This window comes from Pseudomonas sp. GW456-L13, assembly GCF_017350115.1.
Classification (GTDB): Bacteria; Pseudomonadota; Gammaproteobacteria; order Pseudomonadales; family Pseudomonadaceae; genus Aquipseudomonas; species Aquipseudomonas jessenii.
In genome coordinates, this window is the sequence record NZ_JACNAS010000001.1 from 1,077,395 (window position 1) to 1,099,533 (window position 22,139).

Genomic DNA, 22,139 nt, shown 5'->3' on the forward strand with positions numbered 1-22,139 from the left:
ATCAAGGCTTCCCGACGGTAACGGTGGTGGCGATCGGGGCGATCATGGGGTTGGCCTGAACCGTGGTGCTCATCGAACGGTCCGGTGCCTGGATGTGCATGCTGGTTTCGGTACCGGTCGGGAATTCCATGTCCGACGGACTCTGGTACGGCAGATTGCGCACGATCCGCGGGGTGATCGACAGCACCAGTTCGGATTTGATGACGTCGTCCCTGTTGCTGCCGAACAGGCGACCCAGGCCGGGAATGTCGCCAAGGCCGGGAATCTTGTTGCCGGTGGCGCCGTGGTCGTCGCGCACCAGACCGGCGAGGATCTGGGTTTCGCCGTCATGCAGACGCAAGGTGGTCTGGGCGTTGCGGGTATCGACCTGGACCGGAATGGTGCCCTGAGCGGTCGGTGTCAGCGGCGTGGCGTTACTGACTTCCAGCGCGATCTTGATCGCCACTTCGTTGTTCAGGTGCACGATGGGCTGCACTTCGAGCTTCAGACCGACGTCGAGGTAGGTCACGCTTTCGGTGATCACAGGGCCCTGGGTCGAAGGCACCGAGGTGGCGCTGATGATCGGCACGCGCTGACCGATGTGGATGCGCGCCTGTTCGCGGTTGCTGACCCGAATCACGGGGCTGGCCAGGGTATTGATGTCCTTGTCCTGGGCATTGATCTTGGCCTGGGGCGATGGCGAAATCGTGATGCGGCCGGAGTTGATGCCCTTGAGCTGATCGAGAAGGGTCACCGCCGACCCATCGCTGTTGACCACGCCGAAGGTGTTGGGCCATTGCAAGCCAAGGTCGAGAATGCGCTGGCGGGCGACTTCCATCACTTCCACTTCCAGCACCACTTCCGGGTTGGACTGGTCCTGCGATTGCAGGAGTTTTTCCGCCATGCGCACCGCGTCACCGGTATCGCGCATGGTCAGGGTGTTGAGGCGCTCATCGACGAACACGTCGCGGGTCTTGAGCATGGTCTTGATCATGTTCAACGCCGTGTTGGCATCGATGCTGGTCAGGTAGAAGGTGCGCATCACCAGCTCCTGGTAATCCTTGAGTTTCTGCGGCGAGTCCGGGTAGATCAGCACGGTGTTTTCATTGACCACTTTCTGATGCAGCTGGTTCTGTTGCAGCAGCAGATCCACGGCATCTTCGATACGCACGTCACGTACGAAGATCGTGGCTTTCATGTCCGGGCGCAGGTCCTTGTCGAAGATGAAGTTCAGGCCGGCGACCTGGGACAGCACTTCAAAAATGGTCTTGAGGTTGGCATCGCGAAATTCCAGGGTCACCGGTCGGTCAAGGCGCGTGCGCAGTTGTGGGTACTGCACCACGTTGCGGCTCTGCACCAGGCGGATGCTGCCTTGCAGTTCCAGCGCGCCTTCGTTCTTCGGGTCCAGTTCGAGAATCTGTCTGACCTGGCGGTCGGCACCGTAGATGTCACCGCGACGCAGGTCGCCACGGGCCAGTTCGAGTTTCTCATCCATGCTGCGCAGGTAGTCGAGCTGGCGCAGGGAATCCTGGGCACGACGGTTGTTCGGTTCGATGTTCAAGACCCGGCTATAAGTCATGCGGGCCCCGGCGAAATTACGCTGGGTGCGGTCCATGTCGGCCTGGGTCAGCAGCGCCGTCACGGCGCGGGCCCGTCCGCTGTTGAGAGCCATGTGCAGTTCGGTATCGCGAGGGTTTTCCCGCAATCCTTCTTCGATGCGCGCCAGACCGGCTTCATATTGGCCCGATTCGATCAGGGCCGAAGCTTCATCCCTGGCAACCTGCGCCGAACTGCATGCGGCCAGCCCCGCGCAGAGACAAAGGCTCATCAGCAAACGGGATTTGTTCATTCCGTACTCCCCACAGACAAGGTCTGCGCCAAATGCAGAGGCAGGTAGACCAGGCTCAGTTCCTTATCGGAAATCCGCTCGATCCGCCAGGTTTCGTCGATGACATCCCCTTTGCGCACGACGTATATTTTTTCGCCGCTCTGCAAAAACACCTGCAGATCGGAACGGTCATCCAGCCTGCCGACAAACTGGAAGGGCAACGGTGGTGCAGTGGGGACTTGCACCACAGGAGTAACGACTACCGGTTGTTCAGTGACGGTGCCAAGGGCCGGCGCCGCTATCCAGCTGCGGGCGGCGAACAGGTCGCCTGCCGGGCTCAGGTCCTTGATCGGCGCCAGCGCAGCGGCGCTCGATGCAGCCGTCGATGCGCCAGGGGTCTTGCCCTTGGCTGGCGTAGCCACGGTGGCCACCGCAAGGTCGCTGTCGCCGGCCTGATTGAAGTATTCGGGGAGCCAGGCGAGCGCTGCCGCTACACCGAAGAACGCCACCCAACCCGACACTCGTTTGGTATTCATCATGACCTCGACAGGTAAAGGGTCATGCGGATCCGCCCGGTCAGGTCGGTATCGGCGATATTCTTGCGCTGTAGCTCCACATCCTCGAGCACCACCGCCGGCAACTGGCCGAGCAAGGCGTGCAGGAAACGCCGCAGTTGCGGGTAGCTGCCACGTACCGGCAGCAGAATCTGATAACGGGCCAGCTGGGTCTTGGGGTCCACGCCCAGGGAGTATTCACCCCGGGACAAGGTGATGCGTTCCTGGGCGGCCAGGGCGTAGATCTTGTCGATGGCCACGGTGGCCTGGGGCTGGGACGGCAACTTGCTGCGAAAATCGTCGAGCTGGCGCTGCGGCACCACCGGCGCGGCCACGCTGCCGTCTTCGACCTTGGCCAGGTACTCGGTGGCTTCGCGAGTTTGCTGGCTGAGGCTTTGCAGCGACTCCCAGTTCGGCAGCAACCCCACCAGGCCATAGCTCAGCGCCAGCACCAGCATGACCATCCCTGCCAGCCCCGGAACGCCCAGGCCTTGCAGGTATTCGTGGACGATCAATTTATGGATTTGCATCGCCGATCTCCCAGGTAGCCGACAGGTTGAACTGCACCGGGTGTTCCGGCACGTTGGCGACAATTTCGTGGCTCAGCAGCGATACGTCGGACAGCTCGTCGCTGGCTTCGAGACGGCGGTGGAAATCGAGCATGGCGTCCAGGTCCAGCGCCTCGGCGCTGATCCGCACCTGGCCCTTGCGGGCGTCCGGGGTCAGGGTCAGCAGGGCAATGTTGTCCCGCGGCATGGCTTCGAGGGTGGCGAACAGGCGTTCCCAAGGGCGGCGCAACTGCTGGGAGACCTTGCGCATTTCCGCCAGGTTATGCGCCTGCTCGCGAATTTGCGCCGGGGTCAGGCTGAGCTTGCTGCCGGTATCGCCGGTGAGCACTCGCTGTGTGATTTGCAGATGACCTTGCTGTTGTTCGGCCTCGTGGCTCAGGTGTTGTTGCACCAGCAGGCAGGTCAGTGTCAGCACCACGCCACCGGCCAGCAGGCTCCAGCCCAAGGGGCCTGCACGGCGGCGCGGCTGAAAGTCGAGCATCAGGGGGCGCATGTCAGGCCACCGCCCGAGACATGAGGTACAGGCAATCGCGTACGGCTGTCCGGTCTTCTTCGAGGGTGCGCAGATGCACACCAGGCACGTCAGGAGGCGAATCGATGCGCGCCGGTGCATGCAGGTAGACATTCAACGGCCGTTCGCTGCTGGAAGCCTGCAACTGGTGTTCACGACCGATCAACGCGGTCAGCGCCGCATCGCTGTCGCTGCTGCCCACCGATCGCACCGAGGTCCAGCGCCCTTCCCTGGCCAGCAGCAACACGCTGCGCACCGGTTCGGCGACCACGAACAGGAAATCCCCGGCCTCAAAGCTTTTATCGAAATGGTTGAACGCCGTCATCAGGTACGGCTGCACCGAACGCAAGCGCAAACCGCGAGCCCTGACCAGGGCGCGCAGGCGTTCGAGCAGGTCCTGTGGCAGCGCGGTGGCGATGCGGTCGTAACCGGCGGGTTCGGCCGAGAGTACCAGGCTCCAGGGTTGTGTCGGGGCACCGTAGAGGTCTTCGAAACACAGTTGGGCGAAGCCGAGCAATTCGGCCGGGCTACTGATCTGCTCACTCCAGGGCACCAAGCAATAGCGACTGAAGTGCCCGGAGATCACCACCGTCAGTTCCGCCCTGGCAACGGTGTGTTCGGCCAACAAACGGTCGAGGGTATCGAGGGCCACCGTCCAGGCCTGGAAGCCTTCGTCAATGTAGCCGACGCTGCCCAGCCAGTGGGTTGCAGCGCCTTGCCGCTGCCCCAGGCCAACACCGCTTGCGCCGAGCACGGCGACAAATTGCTCACGAGATAAAAGTGACACGATTGATCTCCTCGAGAGTCGTCCGGCCTTGTTCCACCATCTCCAGCGCCGACTCGCGCAACAGGCGCAAGCCACGTTTGCAGGCGTGCGCCTTGATTTTCGAAATGGGTTGGCGCTCGACGATCATTTGCCGCAATTCGTCGTCCAGGTGCAGCAACTCGGCAATTGCGCTACGCCCGCGATAACCGGTGCCCCGACAATGCCCGCAGCCCTTGCCGTGGACGAACCGGTAGTGAGAGACCTTTTGCGGATCAAGCCCCGAGACCTCCAGCTCTTCTTGCGTCGGGCTGTAGGGGCTGCTGCAACTGGTGCAGACCAGGCGGATCAAACGCTGGGCCAGTACGGCATTGAGTGCCGAGACCAGGCTGTAGGGATCGATTTCCATCTGGGTGAAACGGCCGATGACGTCGAACACGTTGTTGGCGTGAATGGTGGTGAACACAAGGTGACCGGTGAGCGCCGATTGCACGGCGATCTGTGCGGTGTCCGGGTCGCGGATTTCACCGACCATGATCTTGTCCGGGTCATGGCGCAGGATCGAGCGCAGGCCCCGGGCGAAGGTCAGGCCTTTCTTCTCGTTGACGGGGATTTGCAGCACGCCCGGCAGTTGATATTCCACCGGGTCTTCAATGGTGATGATCTTGTCCACGCCGTGGTTGATCTCGGTGATCATCGCGTACAGGGTAGTGGTCTTGCCGCTACCGGTCGGCCCGGTCACCAGCACCATGCCGTAGGGTTCGGCGGCCAGCCGGCGCAGCTGGCGCAAGGTTTCTTCTTCAAAGCCCAGGGCCTGCAACTGCACGCCACAGACCTTGTCCGCCAGGTCCTGTTTGTCGAGTACCCGCAGCACCGCGTCTTCGCCGAAAATGCTCGGCATGATCGACACCCGGAAGTCGATCTGTCGGCCGCTGATGCCGATCTTGAAGCGACCATCCTGGGGCACGCGTTTTTCGCCAATGTCCAGTTCGGCCATGACCTTGACCCGGGAAATCACTTGCTCGGCGAACTCGCTGCCCTGGATTTTGCTGATGTTGTTGAGCACGCCGTCGATCCGGTACTTGATCACCAGGCCGCTGCCGGTGGTGCCGAGGTGGATGTCGCTGGCGTGCATTTTCAGCGCGTCGTACAGGGTCGAGTTGACCAGTTTGACCACGACGCTGGAATCTTCGCTGATGCTGGTCAGGGACAGGCTTTGCAGGTTATCGGTTTCGGCGCCGGCGTCGCTCTGGGCGTTGAGCGACTCCACCGCATGGAAGCTTTCTTCGTGACGCGCCAGATAGGCCTTCAGGTCATCGGCATGCACCAGGTACAGCGGCGCGCCTTGCAGGCACTCATCGATCCAGGCCAGGCGCGCACTGTCGAAGGGGTCGGCGAACACACCGATGACCGCATCGTTGTGACGCAACAGGGTGAATTCGCGCTTGAGGCATTGGGCCAGGGTCACCCGGTCGAACACCGGCGTGGAATTGAACAGGCTGTCGGTGTCGAGCACCGGGTAGTGCAGGGTTACGCCGAGGCATTGAATGAAAGGCATGGGAGCCAGTGCGCACAGCCGCCCCAGGGCGTCCAGCATCCGCTCGCCGGAACTGGTGGCCAGGGCTCGGGCCTGGGCCAGTTGCTCACTGGTAAAACGAGTCGGTGAACATTCCGGTTGCGCCGGTTCTACGGCAAAGGATAGACGGTCCATGGCTTGCTCTCCTACGCCCGGGGCTTTGGGCCCTGTCGGCGCGGCGAGCCATTCGGCGGAGGCCGGAACGTCTTGTCGCGCCACTACTCCCCGGTGAGCAACTGTTCGTCGTCTGGCGCCTTGGAGGCCGATGTATTTTTTCGGCGATCTGCCAGCACCCAGCTACCGTCGTACAACTGCAGCGGGAAACTCTCGGTCCTGCTCTGGCGTCGTTCGACAAAGCCTTCGGAAGTGCTCACCCCCACTTTGGGTTCGCGTTGCCTGCCCAGAAGATCAAGCACGGCACGGGCCAATTCCGCCAATGGAAACGGTTTGAACAGGATATGGCTGACGCCCAGTTGCCGGGCCCGCTCGCAAACCTCTGCGGTTGGATGCCCTGTGATCAGCACGAAATGACACTTCCTGTTCTGGCGGACGGCATCGAGCACCTGAAAGCCTTCCATATCGGGCAAGCGGTAATCGAACACCATCACATCGGGCGCGAAATCATCGGCTTCAGCGATTCCTTTCGCACCGTCGTGGGCAATCCGGACTTCCAGTGCTTGCGCCTGCAGGTAACCCTGGAGGTTCTCCGCCAGCAACTGTTCGTCATCAACAACCAGTACTTTATTCAACAAGGTGGACTCCTTGAAACCGCAGGTCCGGATTTTGAACCTGACGGAGTGCGCGTCCTGACAGGACTAACGCACACTTCATGCCAGGCTGGACACCGGTAATTTGAGGACTTCATGTCCTTGAATTTAAAAAACAATGCCTTTTCGTAGCGCAGTTCCATCCCCCAAAAACGGGGAAAGCGACGTGATTGGCACTGGACTTTTCCCCCCACTGTTGGGGAAACCCCCTATTGATCGGCAATCCGTTCGATTCGATTGCGCGAGCGCAATGGCGCCGACGCCCTTATCCCGGTTAAGCGTAGCCCTGCGGTTTCGCCAGTGGAAGCGTCTGCACCGGGCGGTATCGAGTTTCATGATCGGCCTCCGGTCAGGGCGTGGCAGCAATGGGTTTATAGGGTGCGACCAAATAGAAACGCTGGTCCGGCAGATCCACCGTGACGATATGGGCACCGCTCAAGCCCAGGCGCCGGCCCGGACCAAAGCTGATCAGCGGTGTCAGCCCGGTATCGAAGTCACGCAAGCCTTCCAGGGCCCTGACCAGCTTCTCGCGACTGGCATTGCGCCCGGCCTGCTTCATGCCTTCGCTGAGCAGCATCATCGAACTGAACGCGCCCACTTGCAGCACCGCATGCTGGCCACCGAGGCCCTGGTGTTCGCGCAACTGGGTCAAGGCCAGGCGCCCAGCCTGAGTCCAGTCGCTGGGCACGAACGGATAGGCCAGGAACACCCGTCGGGAAAATCCGCTGGGCACCTGCATCAGATTGCCCGCCACCTGGTTCGAGGCGGCGAACAGGTAAGGCACCTGCCCCGCCGTTTGCAAGCGCTCGGCCAGACGACTGAAGCCGCTGCTGCTGCCCAGGTAAAACACCGAGCGCGACCCCAAGGGAAAATCATCCCCGGCCGGGTCATAGGCTTGCAGGCGCACCTTTTGCCAGGCGTGCCCCTGCAAGTACTTGCTGAGTTCCTGCGCCGCCAGGCGTTGGCCGGGTTCGTCCGGGTAGGCGATCAGCGTCGGCCCCTGAAGCACCCGCAGGCTCGCACTGGCGTAGTTGGCCAGGGCGATCAATTGGTCGCGAAGGCCCGGCAGTGGCTCGAATATCTGCGGGCTGGTGTGGAGCGTGCCCTGCAAGGACAGTGGCCCGATCAGGGGAATGCCGGCCTGTTCCAGACGCATGGCGAAGTTCAGGTCCAATGCCGGCGCCATCGGTGCGATCAGGGCAAACACCTGCTCTTCATTGATCAACCGGTCCAGCGCCTTTTCGGCACTGGCGCGGTCGGCGCCGGGGTCGAGGATGGTCAGGCGCAACTGCCGGCCATGAATTCCGCCCGCCTCGTTGATGCGCGCCACGCAGCCATTGAGCACCGCTGCCACCGTGATGCCCTCCTCGCCCAAGGGGCCGGAACCCGGCAACAACGTACCCAGGTGCAGACTGTCGGGGGCCAGTCCCGGAACGCGGTCTTCGGCCAGGTGCTTGAGGTACGCGGTGAGGTTGCGTTGATCGATCATCGACAACACGAACCGTGGCATCGTCGGATCGAGCCGATTGTTGCCCGGGTCGCGCCCCTCCTGCACCGCCCGCGCCAGGGTGATTTCGCTGTAGGCCGGATAACTGCGGCCGTTGATGTGCTGCTGGCCTTGACTGCTGGCCAGTCGAGACCAGCGCAGGTCCGGCGGTCGCACCTCGCCTTCCAGGCGCCCGAGGCCATCCTCGCCATGACAATTGGCGCACGGCAGGCGGGTGGCCGGCAGCAGCACGCCCGCTGCGCCGACCCGGACCATGATCGGTTCGCCGCTGGCCGACACGCCTTCGTGGTACAACCGTTTACCGGCACTTTCGCTGAGACTCAGCGGCAGCGCCTGGGCGGTGAGCGCGATGCTGCCGAAGAGCAGCAGGCCAAGGACGAGGGCAGTATTCATGGCCGTGGCTCAGCGACGGGCCACGGGCATTGTCAGCAACTGCAAGCGCTGGGCAATGGCGGCGGTCGGGGCGGCGGGACGGATTTTGCTCCAGCGTCTGTTCGCCGCGTCACCGACGATCAACCGTGTGGAGTGCTGCAAGGGGGTCGGCACGATCTGGTCGATGCGACCCCATACAAGGTCCATTTGCACCTTGTCTTCGGTAAGAAAAAACCAGTGGGGCCCATCGATGCCCTGTTTCAAGGTGCAAGCCTTGAGTACCGCTGGCGTGTTGCGCAGCGGATCACTGGTAAGGGAGATAAAGGTGCTGCCGTTCTGGTCCTGCAAGGGTGTGTCGGGGAAGCAGGTTTTCCTGTCGATGGCGCTCATGGCTGGTGCTCCATGGCGATGGCGGTGTGCTTGGCGTGGGCGTTGCGTTCGCCTCTGAGCCTCTCGACGGCCCGGGCCAGCTCTGTCGGTTCGGTGAGACCGTAGTAGCGGGTCCAGTAGCGGTTGTTGCCGTCCCCCACCAGAATCAGTGGCGAGTGGTTCTCGAAATCGCCGCGGTAGACACCCAGGCCCTTGAGGGTGGCATCGACCGCCTGCGGCGAACCGGTCAGCCAGCTCCAGCCCGGCCCTTTCTGGAAGGTGCGGGCGTAGTCGTTCAGGCGTTGGGGATCATCACGCTGCGGGTCGATGCTGATGGACACCAATTGCACCTCGGTGCCGACCCGCGCGCCCAAATGTTTCTGTACCCTGCCCATGATCGAGGACATCACCGGGCAGACCGTGGTGCAACGGGTGTAAATGAAACCCATGACCACGATTTTGTTGCTTACCAGGTCTTTTTCCAGGTTGACGACCTTGCCGTTCTGGTCCAGCAAGGCCACGTCGGCAAATCTGATCCGAGCGTTCTCCGGGCTGGCGGTGCTGGCCGCCGTGTCGTGCCCGGTGTGCTCGTCCGCCGAGTGAGCCAGCGCCTGGTCGATACCGAAGGCCAACAGGCAAAACGTCAGCAGGCCGCAATGCGCGAATCGGTCCATGTCGGTTTCCTCGTTAGTGGGTATCACCGGGACTGACCCGAAATCCCGGCACGACGCCGGACAAGGGTTGGTCCTGTTTTCAGCAACATTCCTCTTTACCGATCTGTACCTGTCTTACCCGCCCCGTTGTGGGAGCGAGCTTGCTCGCGATAGCGGACTGACAGTCGACATCGTTGGCGAGTGGAAAGCAGTCATCGCGAGCAAGCTCGCTCCCACAGGGGGGGTAAGCAAATCAATCAAGGACCAAGCGTGGGATATGCCGATCATGGACTCGGGCCTCGCTGCGGGTTATCGGGGGAACACTTCTCGACAAATCGACCGGAGCAATCCGCATGCCACAAAAAAATACGTTATTAATCAGCTTGTTATGATCACGACTTGATAGGCCGGGGGATATTCCCCACCCAATCCCCCCACTTTTTCGCCGGGGCCACTATTCCCCACTATTGGGGAAATTTCCCCGGGTGTTCGATCACAGCGGCGCATCCGCGGGCAACCCCTGCAAACGCCGATACTGCTTCAGCACACTGGGCACATAACGCTGGGTTTCGGCGAACGGCGGGACCACGTTGCCCCGGCTGAGCACCGCTTGCGGGCCGGCGTTATAGGCCGCCACGGCGAGCCGGATATCGTTGTCGAACATCGTCATCAGGCGCTTGAGATAGCGGGCGCCACCCTGGATGTTGGCCTTGGGGTCGTAGACATTGGTCACCCCCATTTCGCGGGCGGTGGCGGGCATCAATTGCATCAGCCCGCGAGCGCCCTTGGGTGAGGTGGCGCGGGCGTTGTAGCTCGATTCGGTCTTGATCACTGCGTGCAGCAGCGCCGCCGGCAGTTCGTTGGCCGTGGCCGCCGCCGCCACCAGCTCGGCATAGGGTTGCGCGGCGATCATCTGCGGTTGCTGATCGAGGCTGACCACCGGCGCATCGGGCTCACGAATCACCCGTTCATAGTGGCGTCCGGGGCGGTGGACATTGGACAGGACGTAGCCGCCATTGGCGTCCACGGAAACAAACACATCGGCCTGTGCGGCGCTGGCCAACACAAGGAAACCCAGCAATCCGGCGGTGAGTGTCTTCATTGTTATACCTCCCCTTTCCGGCCCCGAAAATTGGGGGTATTGCCCCAATGGCCAGTCGTGCACCAGCCATACGCAAGCACTGTGCCGTAAGCGAGAAGGCCCGTAGCAAGGGGGGCGCGCAAGGGTCGGCAATCGTGAGCATGGCAATTGCATGCAACTACATGGCAACTCTGCTGCCGACTGTTATGAGGTCATCATGAATCAGCGACTGTGTTATGCCCGGCGAACCCAAAGCGGGTTCACCTTGCTCGAACTGTTGGTGGTGCTGGTGGTACTGGGGCTGTTGGCCGGCATCGTGGCGCCGAAGTATTTCGCCCAACTGGGTCGCTCCGAAGTGAAAGTGGCCAAGGCGCAGATAGAAGGCTTGAGCAAGGCACTGGACCTTTACCGTCTGGAAGTTGGCCATTACCCGTCCACCGAACAGGGTTTGCAGGCGCTGGTCACCGCCCCCGCCGACGAACCGCGCTGGACCGGCCCGTACCTGCAGAAAAAACTCCCGCAAGACCCCTGGGGCCGCAACTACGCCTATCGCTATCCCGGTGAGAACAGCGAGTACGACCTGTTGTCCATGGGCAAGGACGGGCAGCCCGGTGGCGAAGGCGAGAACGCCGAAGTCACCAACTGGAACTGACGGGAATGGCGACCATGCGCTTTCATCTCAAGGCCGTCGGCAAGGCCGGTGTGGTCTCGATGACCGTCGAGGCACCGGGGCACAGCGAAGCCAGGCGCATCGCCGAAGACCAGGGCCTGCGAGTGGTCAGCCTGCACGCCGAGCGCCATTGGCGCGCATTGCGCCTGCACAAGCGCGAGACGTTCAACCTGGTGTTGTTCAGCCAGGAACTGACCACCCTGCTCAACGCCGGTCTGCCGTTGATCGATGCCCTGGAAAGCCTGGCGGAAAAGGAAAACGCGCCACAGGCCCGCAAGACCTTGAACGAGTTGGTCCGCCTGCTTTACGAGGGCAAATCGTTTTCCCAGGCCTTGAGCCAGCTGTCGGCGGTTTTCCCCCCGTTGTACGTGGCGCTGGTGCAGTCCAGTGAAAAGACCGGCGCCGTGGGTGATGCCCTGGGCCGTTATGTCAGCTATCGCCAACGCATGGACGAGGTTCGCCAAAAGATCATCAGCGCGTCGATCTACCCCTTGCTGTTGCTGGTGGTGGGCGGTGGTGTGGTTTTGTTTTTGATGGGGTATGTCGTGCCGCGCTTCAGCCTGGTGTTTGAAGGACTGGGGTCGAACCTGCCCTGGATGTCGCAGATCCTGATGAGCAGCGGCATGTTCCTGCACACCCACCAGGGCGAATTCTTCGGGGGATTGCTGGCCATCATCGTCGCCCTCACCCTGCTCCAGCGCCAGCCGGCCTTTCGTCGGGGGCTGGACCGCCTGATCGAAAAACTCCCTGCGGTGCACCAACGCATCTTCATGTATGAACTGGCGCGCTTCTACCGTTCACTGGGGATTCTGCTGCAAGGCGGCATTCCCCTGGTCACCGCCATGGGCATGGTCCGTGGCCTGCTCACCGTCGCCTCCCGCACGCGCCTGGACCAGGCCTGCGACCGGGTGCGCGAGGGGCAATCACTCTCTGCCGCGCTGGAACTCAATCACCTGGTGACGCCCGTGTCCCTGCGCCTGCTGCGAGCCGGCGAACAGTCCGGCAACCTCGGGCAGATGATGGAGCGCAGCGCCGACTTCTACGACGAAGAAATCAGCCGCTGGATCGAATGGTTCGTGCGGCTGTTCGAACCCTTGCTCATGACCTTCATCGGTCTGTTGATCGGGGTGATCGTGATCCTGATGTACATCCCGATTTTCGAGCTGGCCTCAAGCATTCACTGACTCTTTGAAGCTGACCCTTCAGACGCGGGTCCGGCTGAACGCTGCACTCTTTTTCAATGTTCCCGCCGAATAAATCGGCGCGCTGAACTGTTCATCAAGTTCCCACGGGGAAAAATCAGCACATTGCACTGTTCATGAAGGTTCCAATCTGAATTACAGGACGGAGAACGACATGCTCATCAATAAGCTTTTACTGGCAGTAGCTATTGGCGCGGTTCTGTCGGCGTCTACCGTATTGATTCCGGACAGTCTGTCTGGAGTTTCCAGCGCTCAGGCCAAGGATGGGGGTAGTGGTGGCGGTGGTGGCGGAAGTGGTGGTGGCGGCAGTCACGGTGGCGGCGGTGGTGGTAGCGGTGGTGGCGGCGGCAGTGGCAGCGGCGGCGGCGGCGGCGGCAGTCATGGTGGAAGCGGCAGTGGTGGCAACAGCGGCAGCGGCCACAGTGGCGACCATGGCAGCAACAGTGGCCATGGCAGTGCCAACAGCGGTTCGAGCCACTCCGGATCGGTCTCGTCCTCAGGACGCAGCGGCACCCATGATGAACCTGGGGACGACCATGGCGTTCATCGGTCCGGTGAAGTCGGCGACGATCATGGCGTTCATGCCAATGGCGAGCCCGGTGATGACCGCGGTGTCCATGCCGAGCCCGGTGATGACAAAAGGAGCTGATTCCCACTGATTCCCATGCAACACAAAACCCTGTGGGAGCGAGCTTGCTCGCGATGGCGGAGTGTCAGACGACTTCAATGTTGGATGACAGGACGCCATCGCGAGCAAGCTCGCTCCCACAGTGGCCGATGTGAGTCAGGCAATCCGCCGCTCTACAACCCACCCTCAGACTGATCCAGTTCCTCGCGCAAGAACTCAATCAGCGCCTGCACCGGCCGCGAACTCTGCCGGTGTTGCGGATAGACCGCCGACAACGTCAGCGGCTCCGGCCGAAAATCCTCCAGCACTTCCACCAGCCGTCCATCCTTCAACGCCGAGCCGACAATGAACGTCGGCAAATACGTGACCCCCAGCCCGGCAATCGCCGCGTCCTTGAGCAATTCACCGTTGTTGACCCGCATCCGCCCGCTGACATTGACGCTCAATGGCTTGCCCTGCCCTGCAAACCGCCATTGCACTTGTCGACCATGGCCGTACGGCAGGCAGTCGTGACCGTGCAAATCTTCAGGCTTGAGCGGTGTGCCGCGCTCGGTCAGGTACGCCGGGCTTGCGCAGTACACCCGCTCAATGGAGGCAATGCGTCGGGCGATCAGTGTCGAGTCTTCCAGTGTGCCGATGCGCAGCGCCAGGTCGTAGCCCTCACCGAGCAAATCCACGGGACGATCGCTCAAATCCATCTCCACCGTCACGTCGCGATAGCGCTGCAAAAACACCGGCAACAGGCAGCCCAGATGCGCCAGCGCGAACGACAGCGGCGCACTCACACGAATGGTCCCCCGTGGCTCGGTGGTCTGGCCGGCGATGCCCTGCTCCACTTGTTCGACTTCGCTGAGCAGGCGCAAGGCTGACTCGTAATAGCTCTGCCCCAGCGGCGTGACATCCAGGCGCCGGGTCGAACGATTGAGCAAGCGCACGCCCAGGCGCTCTTCGAGTTGCATCAAGCGGCGGCTGACAAACTGCTTGGACAGCCCCAGTTGATCGGCGGCCGCCGTGAAGCTGCCGGAGTCCATGACCTGGCAAAAAATACGCATATCTTCGAATGGGTTCATTGTCACTTCCCGGTTGACAGTCAAACACTTTATAGCCGCTTGTTCCCTTTCAGGCACACCATTAATCTTCGTTCACCGCACTGAAATCACCTTCCCCGAAGGATCTGCGATCTGTTTGCCTCAAGCATTTAAATGGAGTTTCCCCATGTCCTTGCTCCTTGAGCATTTGCTTTCCCTGAGTGCACTGCTATTGGTAATCGACGCCCTGCTGTGGCACCTCGCGCCGTTCAAGCATCGCGTCAGCCGGGTCGGTGTGCGCCTGGCGCTGTTTGTGCTGTTCAGCGCGGTGCTCATCAACGCCGGCGTCAGCCCGTTGCAGGCGCCGTTGTTTGCCGATGATCGCGTGGCACAACTGGGGGCCACGGCCCTGGGGATTCTCTGGTGGCTGTACGTCGCGCGGGTGCTGACCGAAGTGATCGGCCTGGCCCTGATGCGGCGCATCGGCCATAGCGGCCGGCTGTTGCAGGATGTCATCGGTGCACTGGTGTTCCTGATTGCCGTGGTGGCCGCCGCCGGCTACGTGCTGGAGCTGCCGGTGAAAGGTTTGCTGGCGACCTCCGGCGTCGTCGCCATCGTGGTGGGTCTGGCATTGCAGAGCACCTTGAGCGACGTGTTCTCCGGCATCGTGCTCAATACCACCAAGCCGTATCAGGTCGATGATCGGGTTTCCATCGACGGTATTGAAGGCAAGGTGCTGGACATCGATTGGCGCGCCACCCACCTGCTGACCAGCGCCGGCAGCACCGCTGTGGTGCCGAACTCGGTGGCGGCCAAGGCAAAGATCGTCAATCTCAGCCGCCCGTTCAATATGCACGGCGTGTCGATCAGCATTCAGGTGCCCAACCACATCCGCCCGCGCCGGGTACTCGATGCCCTGGACCGCACCCTTCAGGGCAGTAGCAGTCTGCTGCTCGATCCGGCGCCGAAAGCCGTGCTCAAGGAGGCCGGCGAAACCATGTCCGAATACGTGGCCAGCGGCTTCATCGCCGAATTGGGCAAAAAGGGTGAAGTGCGCAATCAACTGTTCGACCTGGCCCATCGGCACCTCGAAGCGGCAGGCATTTCCCGGCAACCCGATGGCGTGATCGAGCCGTCGACCCGCGCACGGGCCTTGCTCGATGAAGTGAAAATATTCCGCTCCCTGAGCGCCGAGGAACGGGATCACCTGGCCCAGAACATGGTGGCGCAGCAATACGCGGCCGGTGAGGTGGTGCTGGATCTGGATGAAGTACCGGACAGCCTGTTCGTCATCGCCACCGGCGTGGTCAGCGCCACCGTCCCCAACGGCAGCACGCAGATCGAAGCCGGGCGCATGGGGCCGAGTGAAGTCATGGGCGAACAAAGCATCCTCGCCGACACGCCGTCCCAGGCACGGTTCACCGCCATGACCTCAAGCATCATCTACCGCCTCGACAAATCACTGACCCGCAACTGCATGGCGCAACGACGGGAAGTCGACCGGGCGTTGAACAAGCTGCAGGCGGTGCGCCAGCAGAACAGCCGGATGGCGTTGATGGCCAAACCGGTAGCGGTCAGGAAAGGTGGGTTTTTGAGTTGGTTGCAGAGTCGCTGATCAACTGATCACACAAAAAATCTGTGGGAGCGAGCTTGCTCGCGATAGCTTTCTGTCAGTCAACATGTGTGTCGACTGATACGCCGCCATCGCGAGCAAGCTCGCTCCCACAGGTGTACTTCTTACTTGGCAGTAAATTTGGTGTAGCTGTTGATCAGGTTGCGATAGTTCGGCAGGCGTTCGGACAGCAGGTTGGCCAGGCCTTCCATGTCGTTGCGCCAGTCGCCTTGCAGCTCGCAGGCCACGGAGAACCAGTTCAGCAGTTGTGCACCGGCGGCCGACATGCGCGCCCAGGCCGCTTGTTGCACGGTGGTGTTGAAGGTGCCGGAAGCGTCGGTCACCACAAACACCTCAAAGCCTTCGGCAATGGCTGACAGTGTCGGGAACGCCACGCACACGTCGGTCACCACACCGGCAATGATCAGTTGCTTGCGACCGGTGGCCTTGATCGCCTTGACGAAGTCTTCGTTGTCCCAGGCGTTGATCTGGCCCGGGCGTGCAATGAACGGCGCGTCCGGGAACTGCGCCTTGAGCTCCGGCACGATCGGACCGTTCGGACCGCTGTCGAAACTGGTGGTGAGGATGGTCGGCAGTTTGAAGAACTTGGCGATGTCGCCCAGCGCCAGTACGTTGTTCTTGAACTCGTTGGGCGAGAAATCCTGTACCAGCGAGATCAGACCGGTCTGGTGGTCGACCAGCAATACCACAGCATCGTCTTTGTTCAGGCGTTTGTACGGAACGTTGCTCATTGGAAGCTCCTAGGTGGATGGTTGTTGCAGGCAGCGCCGACCTGTTGGGCCGGCGCTTTTTTAAAAGAGTCAGAAGGCAAAACACGAGCAGCCAAAGGCGCCCCAGAAACCGGCGAAATCGCTGACCGGCGCGTTCGACAGGCGCGCCCGTTCATGACTGTGGGAATGTACTGCGCACGGGCCGCTGCAATGGTGAACCTGGGCCTGCATCGGCGAAGTCGGGCGCCAGTGGCCCGGCACCTTCACCACCGGCGACCAGTCCGGCAGCACCGGCACGCTGGCCGGCCCGAGCTTCTCGAAGTCACCGGCGCCGTACACCACCTTGCCGCCGACCACGGTCAACACCGACTCGATCCACTTGATCGCCTCTTCATCGACGCTGAAAAAATCCGCACTGAGGGCCGCGACGTCAGCCAGTTGCCCGACCTTGATCTGGCCCTTCTTGCCTTGCTCCGACGAGAACCAGGCGCTGCCGTGGGTGAACAGTTCCAGCGCCGTCAGGCGTGAAAGGCCTTCGGCGTGCAATTCCATACCTCCGACGGTGCGACCGCTGACCATCCAGTACAGCGAGGTCCACGGGTTGTAGCTCGACACCCGCGTGGCGTCGGTACCGGCACCCACCGGTACGCCTTCGGCCAGCATGCGTTTGATCGGTGGCGTGGCTTCGGCCGCTTTCGCGCCGTAACGCTCGACGAAATATTCACCCTGGAACGCCATGCGATCCTGAATCGCGATGCCGCCGCCCAACGCCCTCACCCGCTCGATGTTCTGCGGGGTGATGGTTTCGGCGTGGTCAAAAAACCACGGCAAGCCGTTGAACGGAATGTCGCGATTAACCTTCTCGAACACATCGAGCATGCGGCTGATGGATTCGTTGTAGGTGGCGTGCAAACGGAACGGCCAGCGTTGCTCGACCAGATGGCGCACCACCGGCTCCAGTTCGGCTTCCATGGTTTGCGGCAGGTCCGGGCGCGGTTCGAGGAAGTCTTCGAAGTCCGCCGCCGAGAACACCAGCATTTCCCCGGCGCCGTTGTGCCGCAGGAAATCATCGCCCTGGTGCAGCTTCACGCTGCCGGTCCAGTTCTTGAAGTCGGTCAACTCTTCCTTCGGTTTCTGGGTGAACAGGTTGTAGGCGATGCGCACGGTCAGTTGCTCGTCCTTTGCCAACTGCTCGATCACCTGGTAATCGTCCGGGTAATTCTGGAAACCGCCGCCGGCATCGATGGCACTGGTCAGGCCCAGGCGATTGAGTTCGCGCATGAACTGACGGGTCGAGTTGACCTGATACTCCAGCGGCAGCTTCGGCCCCTTGGCCAGGGTCGAGTACAGAATCATCGCGTTGGGTCGCGCCACCAGCATGCCGGTCGGCTCGCCATTGGCGTCACGCACGATCTCGCCGCCTGGCGGATTCGGTGTATCACGGGTGTAGCCGGCGACACGCAACGCGGCGCGGTTGAGCAAGGCGCGGTCGTACAGGTGCAGCACGAAAACCGGCGTGTCTGGCGCCGCCTGATTGAGCTCCGCCAGGGTCGGCATGCGCTTTTCAGCGAACTGGAATTCGTTCCAGCCACCGACCACCCGCACCCACTGCGGGGTCGGCGTGCGGTCGGCCTGCTCCTTGAGCATGCGTAAGGCATCGGCCAGTGACGGCACACCTTCCCAACGCAGTTCCAGGTTGTAGTTCAAGCCGCCACGGATCAGGTGCAAGTGTGAGTCGTTGAGCCCGGGGATCACGCAACGCCCCTTGAGGTCGATCACCTGGGTGTTCGAGCCCCGCAGGGCCATGGCTTCGGCATCGTTGCCGACCACGACAAAACGCCCGTCGCTGATCGCCACGGCGCTGGCGAGCGGTTTTTCGCGGTCAACGGTATGGAATTGACCATTGAACAGAATCAGATCGGCGTTCATCACGGTTCCTCGTGCAATGTGGCGGGAGACAGCCAGGGCGCGAACAGATGCGTCGCCATGGGCATGAAGATGTAAACCACCGACAGCACGATGGTCAGGGTGATCAGAAACGTGGCCACCACGTAATTGGAGAGCAAGGCATTGAGCCGCAACAACGGCCCCCATAGCAGCGGCACTAGCAAGGTGTGCGGCAGGATCACCAGCAGCGTCACCACAGCCTGCTTCCAGCGCGGCGGTGGCGTACTGGCCTCGGCCTGGGGCGAGAACCAGAACTCGTTGACCGGATTGACTTCGGTCTGGTCGCCATCGGCCAGCATCGGCGCGGCTTCATCGACCAGTTCCTGGCGTTGCGGTGAATCGAGCCAGCGCTGCATCGCCTCGGTCGAACAAAAGCGCAGCACGCAGGTGTAGGTGTCCAGGCCAGCATTCTTGCCACGCACCACATCCACGCCCAAGTGCCCGACGTTCTGCGCGGCCACCTTGACGATGTTGCGCAGCCAGGCTGCATAAGGCACTTCGAAACCGGCCTTGACCCGGTGCTTGACGATCAGGGTCACCACCTCATCAGGCCCCGGACTTGCCGGCTCACGGCGATTGGATTCAGACATAACGCAAGGCTCCGGCGAAACGGACATTGAGTGCCAGGCGTCCCGGCCCGGCGATGAAAATGCTGGTGAACACGATCAGCAGCAGCCAGCCGAACTGGCCTTCGAAGAGCGTCCACTGCGGATGCACGATCAACATCGACACCCACAGCAAAAACAGAATAGGCAAACACGCTAGACGCGCCAGCAACCCGGCGACGATCAGCAGCGGGCACACCACCTCGGCGAAAATCGCCAGCATCAGCGTCAGATTCGTGCCCAGGTGGAAAGGGTCTTCGATGTTTTGCAGCTCGGCACTGTAGTGAAGCAGCTTGGGCAAGCCATGCACCCACAACAGGAACAACCCGCCGCTGACCCGCAGGAACAGCAGCCCCCAGTCTTGCGCCCGATCATCACTTCGCGAAGTGTCCATGGCCTATCCGCACAAATGAAAAACCACCGGCGTCGATGCGCCGGGACAGGATTCGATAGTGCCGGGGCGGAGGAAGGAAAAATTGAATGTACGTGCTCTGTTTGCGGGAAGACCGAGATCGACCAAACGACATGGAACCCTGTAGGAGCGGGCTTGCTCGCGAAAAACGTCTGGACAACACGATCAATCAGGCAGCACGCGTTATCGTTGACGTCCATCGCGAGCAAGCTCGCTCCTACAGGGTTGCTCGTTGCTTGCTGCTACTGGACTAGTCTTGCGGGTCGAGATTATCCAACGCCCGATTCACCGCCAGCTCACCCAACATGATGATCTGCGCAATCCCCAGCAGCGCATTGCGATGAGGGCTTTGCAGAAATCCAGCAAGATCGCTGGCCATGATGCTGGCCGAGGCGAGGGATTCGCAGGTGTGGGCCAAGAGGGTTTCGGTGTTGATGTCGGGGGCGATGAGAAACATCGTGCTGGGGTTGCGTGGTGGTGCCGGGGCTTTCGGGGGATTGGGGGTGGGTTTGAACATGGTCAAGCTCCTTGATCAATGGAGCCGCCACAAGTCGCTGCTAAACGAATTGGGTGGCGGCTGTACGCGGGTTAGCAGACCAGGGATCAAGGAACCCGGCGCACCGAAGTGCCCCACGCACAGCCACCAAATTGCAGATCGAACTGATCTGAAGGTGACACTGGCGAGCCTTGAAATTTACCGAGCCGCTAAACCCGATCGCTGAATGGGCAGCGACGTGGAGAACGATAGAGATCAGGGCCAAGACTCACAAGCCGGCGGATTCTGGCGTAGTTGTAGGCAACGACGCAAGGCGGTGTGGCTTTCCGGAATTGAGGCTGACCGCTTTTAAACAGGGCTTTCAGAACACTGCACATTCCCTGTGGGAGCGAGCTTGCTCGCGATGGCGGCATTACATCCGGCATTGGTGTTGACTGATACACCGCTATCGCGAGCAAGCTCGCTCCTACAGTGGATCAGCGTATGTCTGTGAGAGATTGGTCGGCTGTCAGGCCGCCTTCGCGGGCAAGCCCGCTCCCACAGGTACTGAGTACATCTGCAAGTGATTGGGCGGCTGTCAGGTCGCCTTCGCGAGCAAGCTCGCTCCCACAATTTGATCGGTGTACATCTGCAAGTAATTGGGCGGCTGTCAGGTCGCCTTCGCGGGCAAGCCCGCTCCCACAATTTGTCGGTGTACATCAGCAAGTGATTGGTCGGCTGGCAGGCCGCCTTCGCGAGCAAGCTCGCTCCCACAATTTGATCGGTGTACATCAGCAAGAAATTGATTGGCTGGCAGGCCGCCTTCGCGAGCAGGCTCGCTCCTACAGTTGGGCTGGGTACACTCGAAAGAAATTGGTCGGCTGGCAGGCCACCATCGCGAGCAAGCTCGCTCCCACAGAAGAGCAAAAAGCAGATCGGCGTACACAAACGCTCTTCACCACTCATCAGGCCGAGCGTTAGCTCGCCTGCAGCTTTTGATCTTGATCCACCCGCCCCCTCGGAAGGCTGAGTGGAGGTGTTTATCCGGGGATTGGCGCGCAGCGCCGTTCGACGCAGTCGAACACATCGCATGTAGGTGCCAGCGAAGCCAACCGGAGGGCGATGCCCCCGGATGAATGCCGGAGCGAAGGAACCCCGAGCCTCAGCGAGGGGCCGTACGTAAGGGGCGAGACTTTTTGGTTCCTTTTGTGTCGTTTGACAAAAGGGACTCGCCGTAAGGGCGAAACCATAAGCAGCCGTTACCGCAGCAATGGATATGTACTCAATCAACCAAGAACCTGGTCGGCCCAGAGGCCGCCAAGGTCAACACCTAAGAAACATCCAAAGCCACAGACATGAACTGACCGATCCGCGACCGCAACCACCGCTCCGCCGGATCATTGTCATGCACCCCGCTCCAGGCCATCGACAACTGCGCCGCCTCAATCTCGAACGGCGGATCCTCAGCGCGCAAGCCACAGCCCTCGACCAACGCACACGCAGCATAATCCGGCACAGTGGCAATCATCTCGGTCCCGGCGAGCAACGCCCGCAACCCACTGAACTGCGGCACCCCCAGCACCACACGACGACTACGCCCGACCTTCGCCAGATCCAGGTCGATGTTGCCACTCAGGTCGCCGGAAAAAGACACCATCGCATGGGGCCGCTCGCAGTACTCATCCAGGGTCAGCGTCCCCGGCCGGGTGTCGCCGCGCAGCACTTTGCAGGGGATATCGCGCAGCTTCTTGCGCTTGGCATTGGCCGGCAGATCCGTGGTGTAGCTCACACCCACCGAAATTTCCCCCGACGCCAACAGCGCTGGCATCAACAAGTAATTGGCCCGCCGCACGACCACGACGATGCCCGGTGCTTCCTCTTGCAACTGACGCAGCAACGGTGGAAACAAACCGAACTCGGCATCGTCCGACAACCCGATGCGAAACACATCGCAACTGGTCGCAGGATCGAATTCCTTGGCCCGGCTGACCGCACCGGAGATGGTGTCCATCGCTGGCTGCAATTCCTTGAGAATCGCCAATGCGCGCGCCGTCGGTTCCATGCCGCGTCCGTTGCGCAGCAGCAACGGGTCGTCGAACAGATCGCGCAAACGCCCCAGCGCGGCGCTCACCGCCGGTTGGCCCATGAACAGTTTTTCCGCGACTCGGGTCAGGTTCTTTTCGAACATCAGGGCCTCGAAAATCACCAGCAGGTTCATGTCGACGCGACGCAGATCGTTACGGTTCATAGGCACGGGTTCCTTGTGTGTGTTCGGCCGGGCGCGAGGATGAGAATTGTGT

Annotated in this window: 21 protein-coding genes and 1 pseudogene; 4 read left to right on the plus strand and 18 right to left on the minus strand. The window is 61.4% G+C overall.

The window, feature by feature from the left end; translation table 11 throughout:
* Position 1: 1 nt before the first annotated feature.
* The 11 genes and pseudogenes from J4D25_RS04800 to J4D25_RS04850 form a co-directional block, all read right to left on the minus strand.
* Positions 2–1,828, minus strand: coding sequence for a secretin N-terminal domain-containing protein (locus J4D25_RS04800; protein ID WP_057715489.1), 1,827 nt, complete (start codon positions 1,826–1,828; stop codon positions 2–4).
* Positions 1,825–2,343, minus strand: a complete 519-nt coding sequence (locus J4D25_RS04805; protein WP_057715490.1) for a hypothetical protein — start codon at positions 2,341–2,343, stop codon at positions 1,825–1,827. The genes J4D25_RS04800 and J4D25_RS04805 overlap by 4 nt, the downstream gene beginning before the upstream one ends.
* Positions 2,343–2,891, minus strand: a complete 549-nt coding sequence (locus tag J4D25_RS04810; RefSeq protein ID WP_057715491.1) for a GspMb/PilO family protein — start codon at positions 2,889–2,891, stop codon at positions 2,343–2,345. The genes J4D25_RS04805 and J4D25_RS04810 overlap by 1 nt, the downstream gene beginning before the upstream one ends.
* Positions 2,878–3,423: a PilN domain-containing protein gene (locus J4D25_RS04815; RefSeq protein ID WP_057715492.1), complete on the minus strand. Its 546-nt coding sequence runs from the start codon at positions 3,421–3,423 to the stop codon at positions 2,878–2,880. The genes J4D25_RS04810 and J4D25_RS04815 overlap by 14 nt, the downstream gene beginning before the upstream one ends.
* 1 nt (position 3,424) lies before the next feature.
* Entirely contained in the window at positions 3,425–4,228 is an 804-nt protein-coding gene (locus tag J4D25_RS04820) for a hypothetical protein (RefSeq protein ID WP_057715493.1), read from the minus strand.
* Positions 4,209–5,915, minus strand: a complete 1,707-nt coding sequence (locus J4D25_RS04825) for a GspE/PulE family protein (RefSeq protein ID WP_057715494.1) — start codon at positions 5,913–5,915, stop codon at positions 4,209–4,211. The genes J4D25_RS04820 and J4D25_RS04825 overlap by 20 nt, the downstream gene beginning before the upstream one ends.
* 83 nt (positions 5,916–5,998) lie before the next feature.
* Positions 5,999–6,532 carry a response regulator gene (locus J4D25_RS04830; RefSeq protein WP_057715495.1) on the minus strand — a complete coding sequence of 178 codons (534 nt, stop codon included), beginning with the start codon at positions 6,530–6,532 and terminating at the stop codon, positions 5,999–6,001.
* 364 nt (positions 6,533–6,896) lie between these two features.
* Positions 6,897–8,447: an ABC transporter substrate-binding protein gene (locus J4D25_RS04835; protein ID WP_057715496.1), complete on the minus strand. Its 1,551-nt coding sequence runs from the start codon at positions 8,445–8,447 to the stop codon at positions 6,897–6,899.
* 9 nt (positions 8,448–8,456) lie between these two features.
* Positions 8,457–8,825 (minus strand): annotated as a pseudogene (locus J4D25_RS04840) (hypothetical protein); the annotation flags it as partial.
* Positions 8,813–9,469 carry an SCO family protein gene (locus J4D25_RS04845; RefSeq protein ID WP_057715498.1) on the minus strand — a complete coding sequence of 219 codons (657 nt, stop codon included), beginning with the start codon at positions 9,467–9,469 and terminating at the stop codon, positions 8,813–8,815. The pseudogene J4D25_RS04840 and the gene J4D25_RS04845, both read right to left, overlap by 13 nt.
* A gap of 472 nt (positions 9,470–9,941) precedes the next feature.
* The gene (locus J4D25_RS04850; protein ID WP_057715500.1) at positions 9,942–10,550 is read right to left on the minus strand and encodes a transglycosylase SLT domain-containing protein; all 609 of its coding nucleotides are present in this window, start codon (positions 10,548–10,550) and stop codon (positions 9,942–9,944) included.
* 196 nt (positions 10,551–10,746) lie between these two features.
* On the opposite strand from J4D25_RS04850, the gene gspG reads away from it, so the two are divergent.
* From gspG to J4D25_RS26910, 3 genes are all read left to right on the plus strand, one after another.
* Complete coding sequence (gspG, locus tag J4D25_RS04855) at positions 10,747–11,181, plus strand: type II secretion system major pseudopilin GspG (protein WP_057715501.1); 435 nt, start codon at positions 10,747–10,749, stop codon at positions 11,179–11,181.
* A gap of 14 nt (positions 11,182–11,195) precedes the next feature.
* A complete protein-coding gene (locus tag J4D25_RS04860) occupies positions 11,196–12,383 on the plus strand; it encodes a type II secretion system F family protein (protein WP_057716636.1) in 1,188 nt (395 codons plus the stop codon).
* A 172-nt stretch (positions 12,384–12,555) separates the two neighbouring features.
* The gene (locus tag J4D25_RS26910; RefSeq protein WP_079246774.1) at positions 12,556–13,050 is read left to right on the plus strand and encodes a hypothetical protein; all 495 of its coding nucleotides are present in this window, start codon (positions 12,556–12,558) and stop codon (positions 13,048–13,050) included.
* Between the two features lie 152 nt (positions 13,051–13,202).
* Here J4D25_RS26910 and J4D25_RS04870 read toward each other — a convergent pair whose 3' ends face one another.
* Complete coding sequence (locus J4D25_RS04870) at positions 13,203–14,099, minus strand: LysR family transcriptional regulator (RefSeq protein ID WP_057715503.1); 897 nt, start codon at positions 14,097–14,099, stop codon at positions 13,203–13,205.
* Between the two features lie 145 nt (positions 14,100–14,244).
* On the opposite strand from J4D25_RS04870, the gene J4D25_RS04875 reads away from it, so the two are divergent.
* Entirely contained in the window at positions 14,245–15,672 is a 1,428-nt protein-coding gene (locus J4D25_RS04875; protein ID WP_057715504.1) for a mechanosensitive ion channel family protein, read from the plus strand.
* Between the two features lie 122 nt (positions 15,673–15,794).
* Here the strand turns inward: J4D25_RS04875 and ycaC are convergent, their stop codons facing one another.
* The 6 genes from ycaC to J4D25_RS04905 all read right to left on the minus strand — a co-directional run bounded on the left by ycaC (position 15,795) and on the right by J4D25_RS04905 (position 22,087).
* Positions 15,795–16,421: an isochorismate family cysteine hydrolase YcaC gene (ycaC, locus tag J4D25_RS04880; protein WP_008004800.1), complete on the minus strand. Its 627-nt coding sequence runs from the start codon at positions 16,419–16,421 to the stop codon at positions 15,795–15,797.
* 69 nt (positions 16,422–16,490) lie between these two features.
* Positions 16,491–18,329 carry an amidohydrolase gene (locus J4D25_RS04885; RefSeq protein ID WP_057715505.1) on the minus strand — a complete coding sequence of 613 codons (1,839 nt, stop codon included), beginning with the start codon at positions 18,327–18,329 and terminating at the stop codon, positions 16,491–16,493.
* Positions 18,329–18,937 (minus strand): antibiotic biosynthesis monooxygenase, encoded by a 609-nt coding sequence (locus J4D25_RS04890; RefSeq protein ID WP_057715506.1) that lies wholly within the window; start codon positions 18,935–18,937, stop codon positions 18,329–18,331. The genes J4D25_RS04885 and J4D25_RS04890 overlap by 1 nt, the downstream gene beginning before the upstream one ends.
* On the minus strand, positions 18,930–19,346 hold the full coding sequence (locus J4D25_RS04895; protein WP_057715507.1) for a DoxX family protein: 417 nt from the start codon (positions 19,344–19,346) through the stop codon (positions 18,930–18,932). Before J4D25_RS04895 ends, J4D25_RS04890 begins: the two co-directional genes overlap by 8 nt.
* Before the next feature lie 268 nt (positions 19,347–19,614).
* Positions 19,615–19,881 (minus strand): DUF6124 family protein, encoded by a 267-nt coding sequence (locus tag J4D25_RS04900; RefSeq protein ID WP_057715509.1) that lies wholly within the window; start codon positions 19,879–19,881, stop codon positions 19,615–19,617.
* Between the two features lie 1,288 nt (positions 19,882–21,169).
* A complete protein-coding gene (locus J4D25_RS04905; protein WP_057715510.1) occupies positions 21,170–22,087 on the minus strand; it encodes a LysR family transcriptional regulator in 918 nt (305 codons plus the stop codon).
* Positions 22,088–22,139: the final 52 nt, after the last annotated feature.

What these genes read in the sequence shown, in the direction of transcription:
- J4D25_RS04800 (WP_057715489.1), bottom strand. Translation starts at nt 1,828, where the DNA reads ATGAACAAATCCCGTTTGCTGATGAGCCTTTGTCTCTGCGCGGGGCTG.
- J4D25_RS04805 (WP_057715490.1), bottom strand. Translation starts at nt 2,343, where the DNA reads ATGAATACCAAACGAGTGTCGGGTTGGGTGGCGTTCTTCGGTGTAGCG.
- J4D25_RS04810 (WP_057715491.1), bottom strand. Translation starts at nt 2,891, where the DNA reads ATGCAAATCCATAAATTGATCGTCCACGAATACCTGCAAGGCCTGGGC.
- J4D25_RS04815 (WP_057715492.1), bottom strand. Translation starts at nt 3,423, where the DNA reads ATGCGCCCCCTGATGCTCGACTTTCAGCCGCGCCGCCGTGCAGGCCCC.
- J4D25_RS04825 (WP_057715494.1), bottom strand. Translation starts at nt 5,915, where the DNA reads ATGGACCGTCTATCCTTTGCCGTAGAACCGGCGCAACCGGAATGTTCA.
- J4D25_RS04835 (WP_057715496.1), bottom strand. Translation starts at nt 8,447, where the DNA reads ATGAATACTGCCCTCGTCCTTGGCCTGCTGCTCTTCGGCAGCATCGCG.
- J4D25_RS04845 (WP_057715498.1), bottom strand. Translation starts at nt 9,469, where the DNA reads ATGGACCGATTCGCGCATTGCGGCCTGCTGACGTTTTGCCTGTTGGCC.
- J4D25_RS04850 (WP_057715500.1), bottom strand. Translation starts at nt 10,550, where the DNA reads ATGAAGACACTCACCGCCGGATTGCTGGGTTTCCTTGTGTTGGCCAGC.
- gspG (WP_057715501.1), top strand. Translation starts at nt 10,747, where the DNA reads ATGAATCAGCGACTGTGTTATGCCCGGCGAACCCAAAGCGGGTTCACC.
- J4D25_RS04860 (WP_057716636.1), top strand. Translation starts at nt 11,196, where the DNA reads ATGCGCTTTCATCTCAAGGCCGTCGGCAAGGCCGGTGTGGTCTCGATG.
- J4D25_RS26910 (WP_079246774.1), top strand. Translation starts at nt 12,556, where the DNA reads ATGCTCATCAATAAGCTTTTACTGGCAGTAGCTATTGGCGCGGTTCTG.
- J4D25_RS04870 (WP_057715503.1), bottom strand. Translation starts at nt 14,099, where the DNA reads ATGAACCCATTCGAAGATATGCGTATTTTTTGCCAGGTCATGGACTCC.
- J4D25_RS04875 (WP_057715504.1), top strand. Translation starts at nt 14,245, where the DNA reads ATGTCCTTGCTCCTTGAGCATTTGCTTTCCCTGAGTGCACTGCTATTG.
- ycaC (WP_008004800.1), bottom strand. Translation starts at nt 16,421, where the DNA reads ATGAGCAACGTTCCGTACAAACGCCTGAACAAAGACGATGCTGTGGTA.
- J4D25_RS04885 (WP_057715505.1), bottom strand. Translation starts at nt 18,329, where the DNA reads ATGAACGCCGATCTGATTCTGTTCAATGGTCAATTCCATACCGTTGAC.
- J4D25_RS04890 (WP_057715506.1), bottom strand. Translation starts at nt 18,937, where the DNA reads ATGTCTGAATCCAATCGCCGTGAGCCGGCAAGTCCGGGGCCTGATGAG.
- J4D25_RS04895 (WP_057715507.1), bottom strand. Translation starts at nt 19,346, where the DNA reads ATGGACACTTCGCGAAGTGATGATCGGGCGCAAGACTGGGGGCTGCTG.
- J4D25_RS04900 (WP_057715509.1), bottom strand. Translation starts at nt 19,881, where the DNA reads ATGTTCAAACCCACCCCCAATCCCCCGAAAGCCCCGGCACCACCACGC.
- J4D25_RS04905 (WP_057715510.1), bottom strand. Translation starts at nt 22,087, where the DNA reads ATGAACCGTAACGATCTGCGTCGCGTCGACATGAACCTGCTGGTGATT.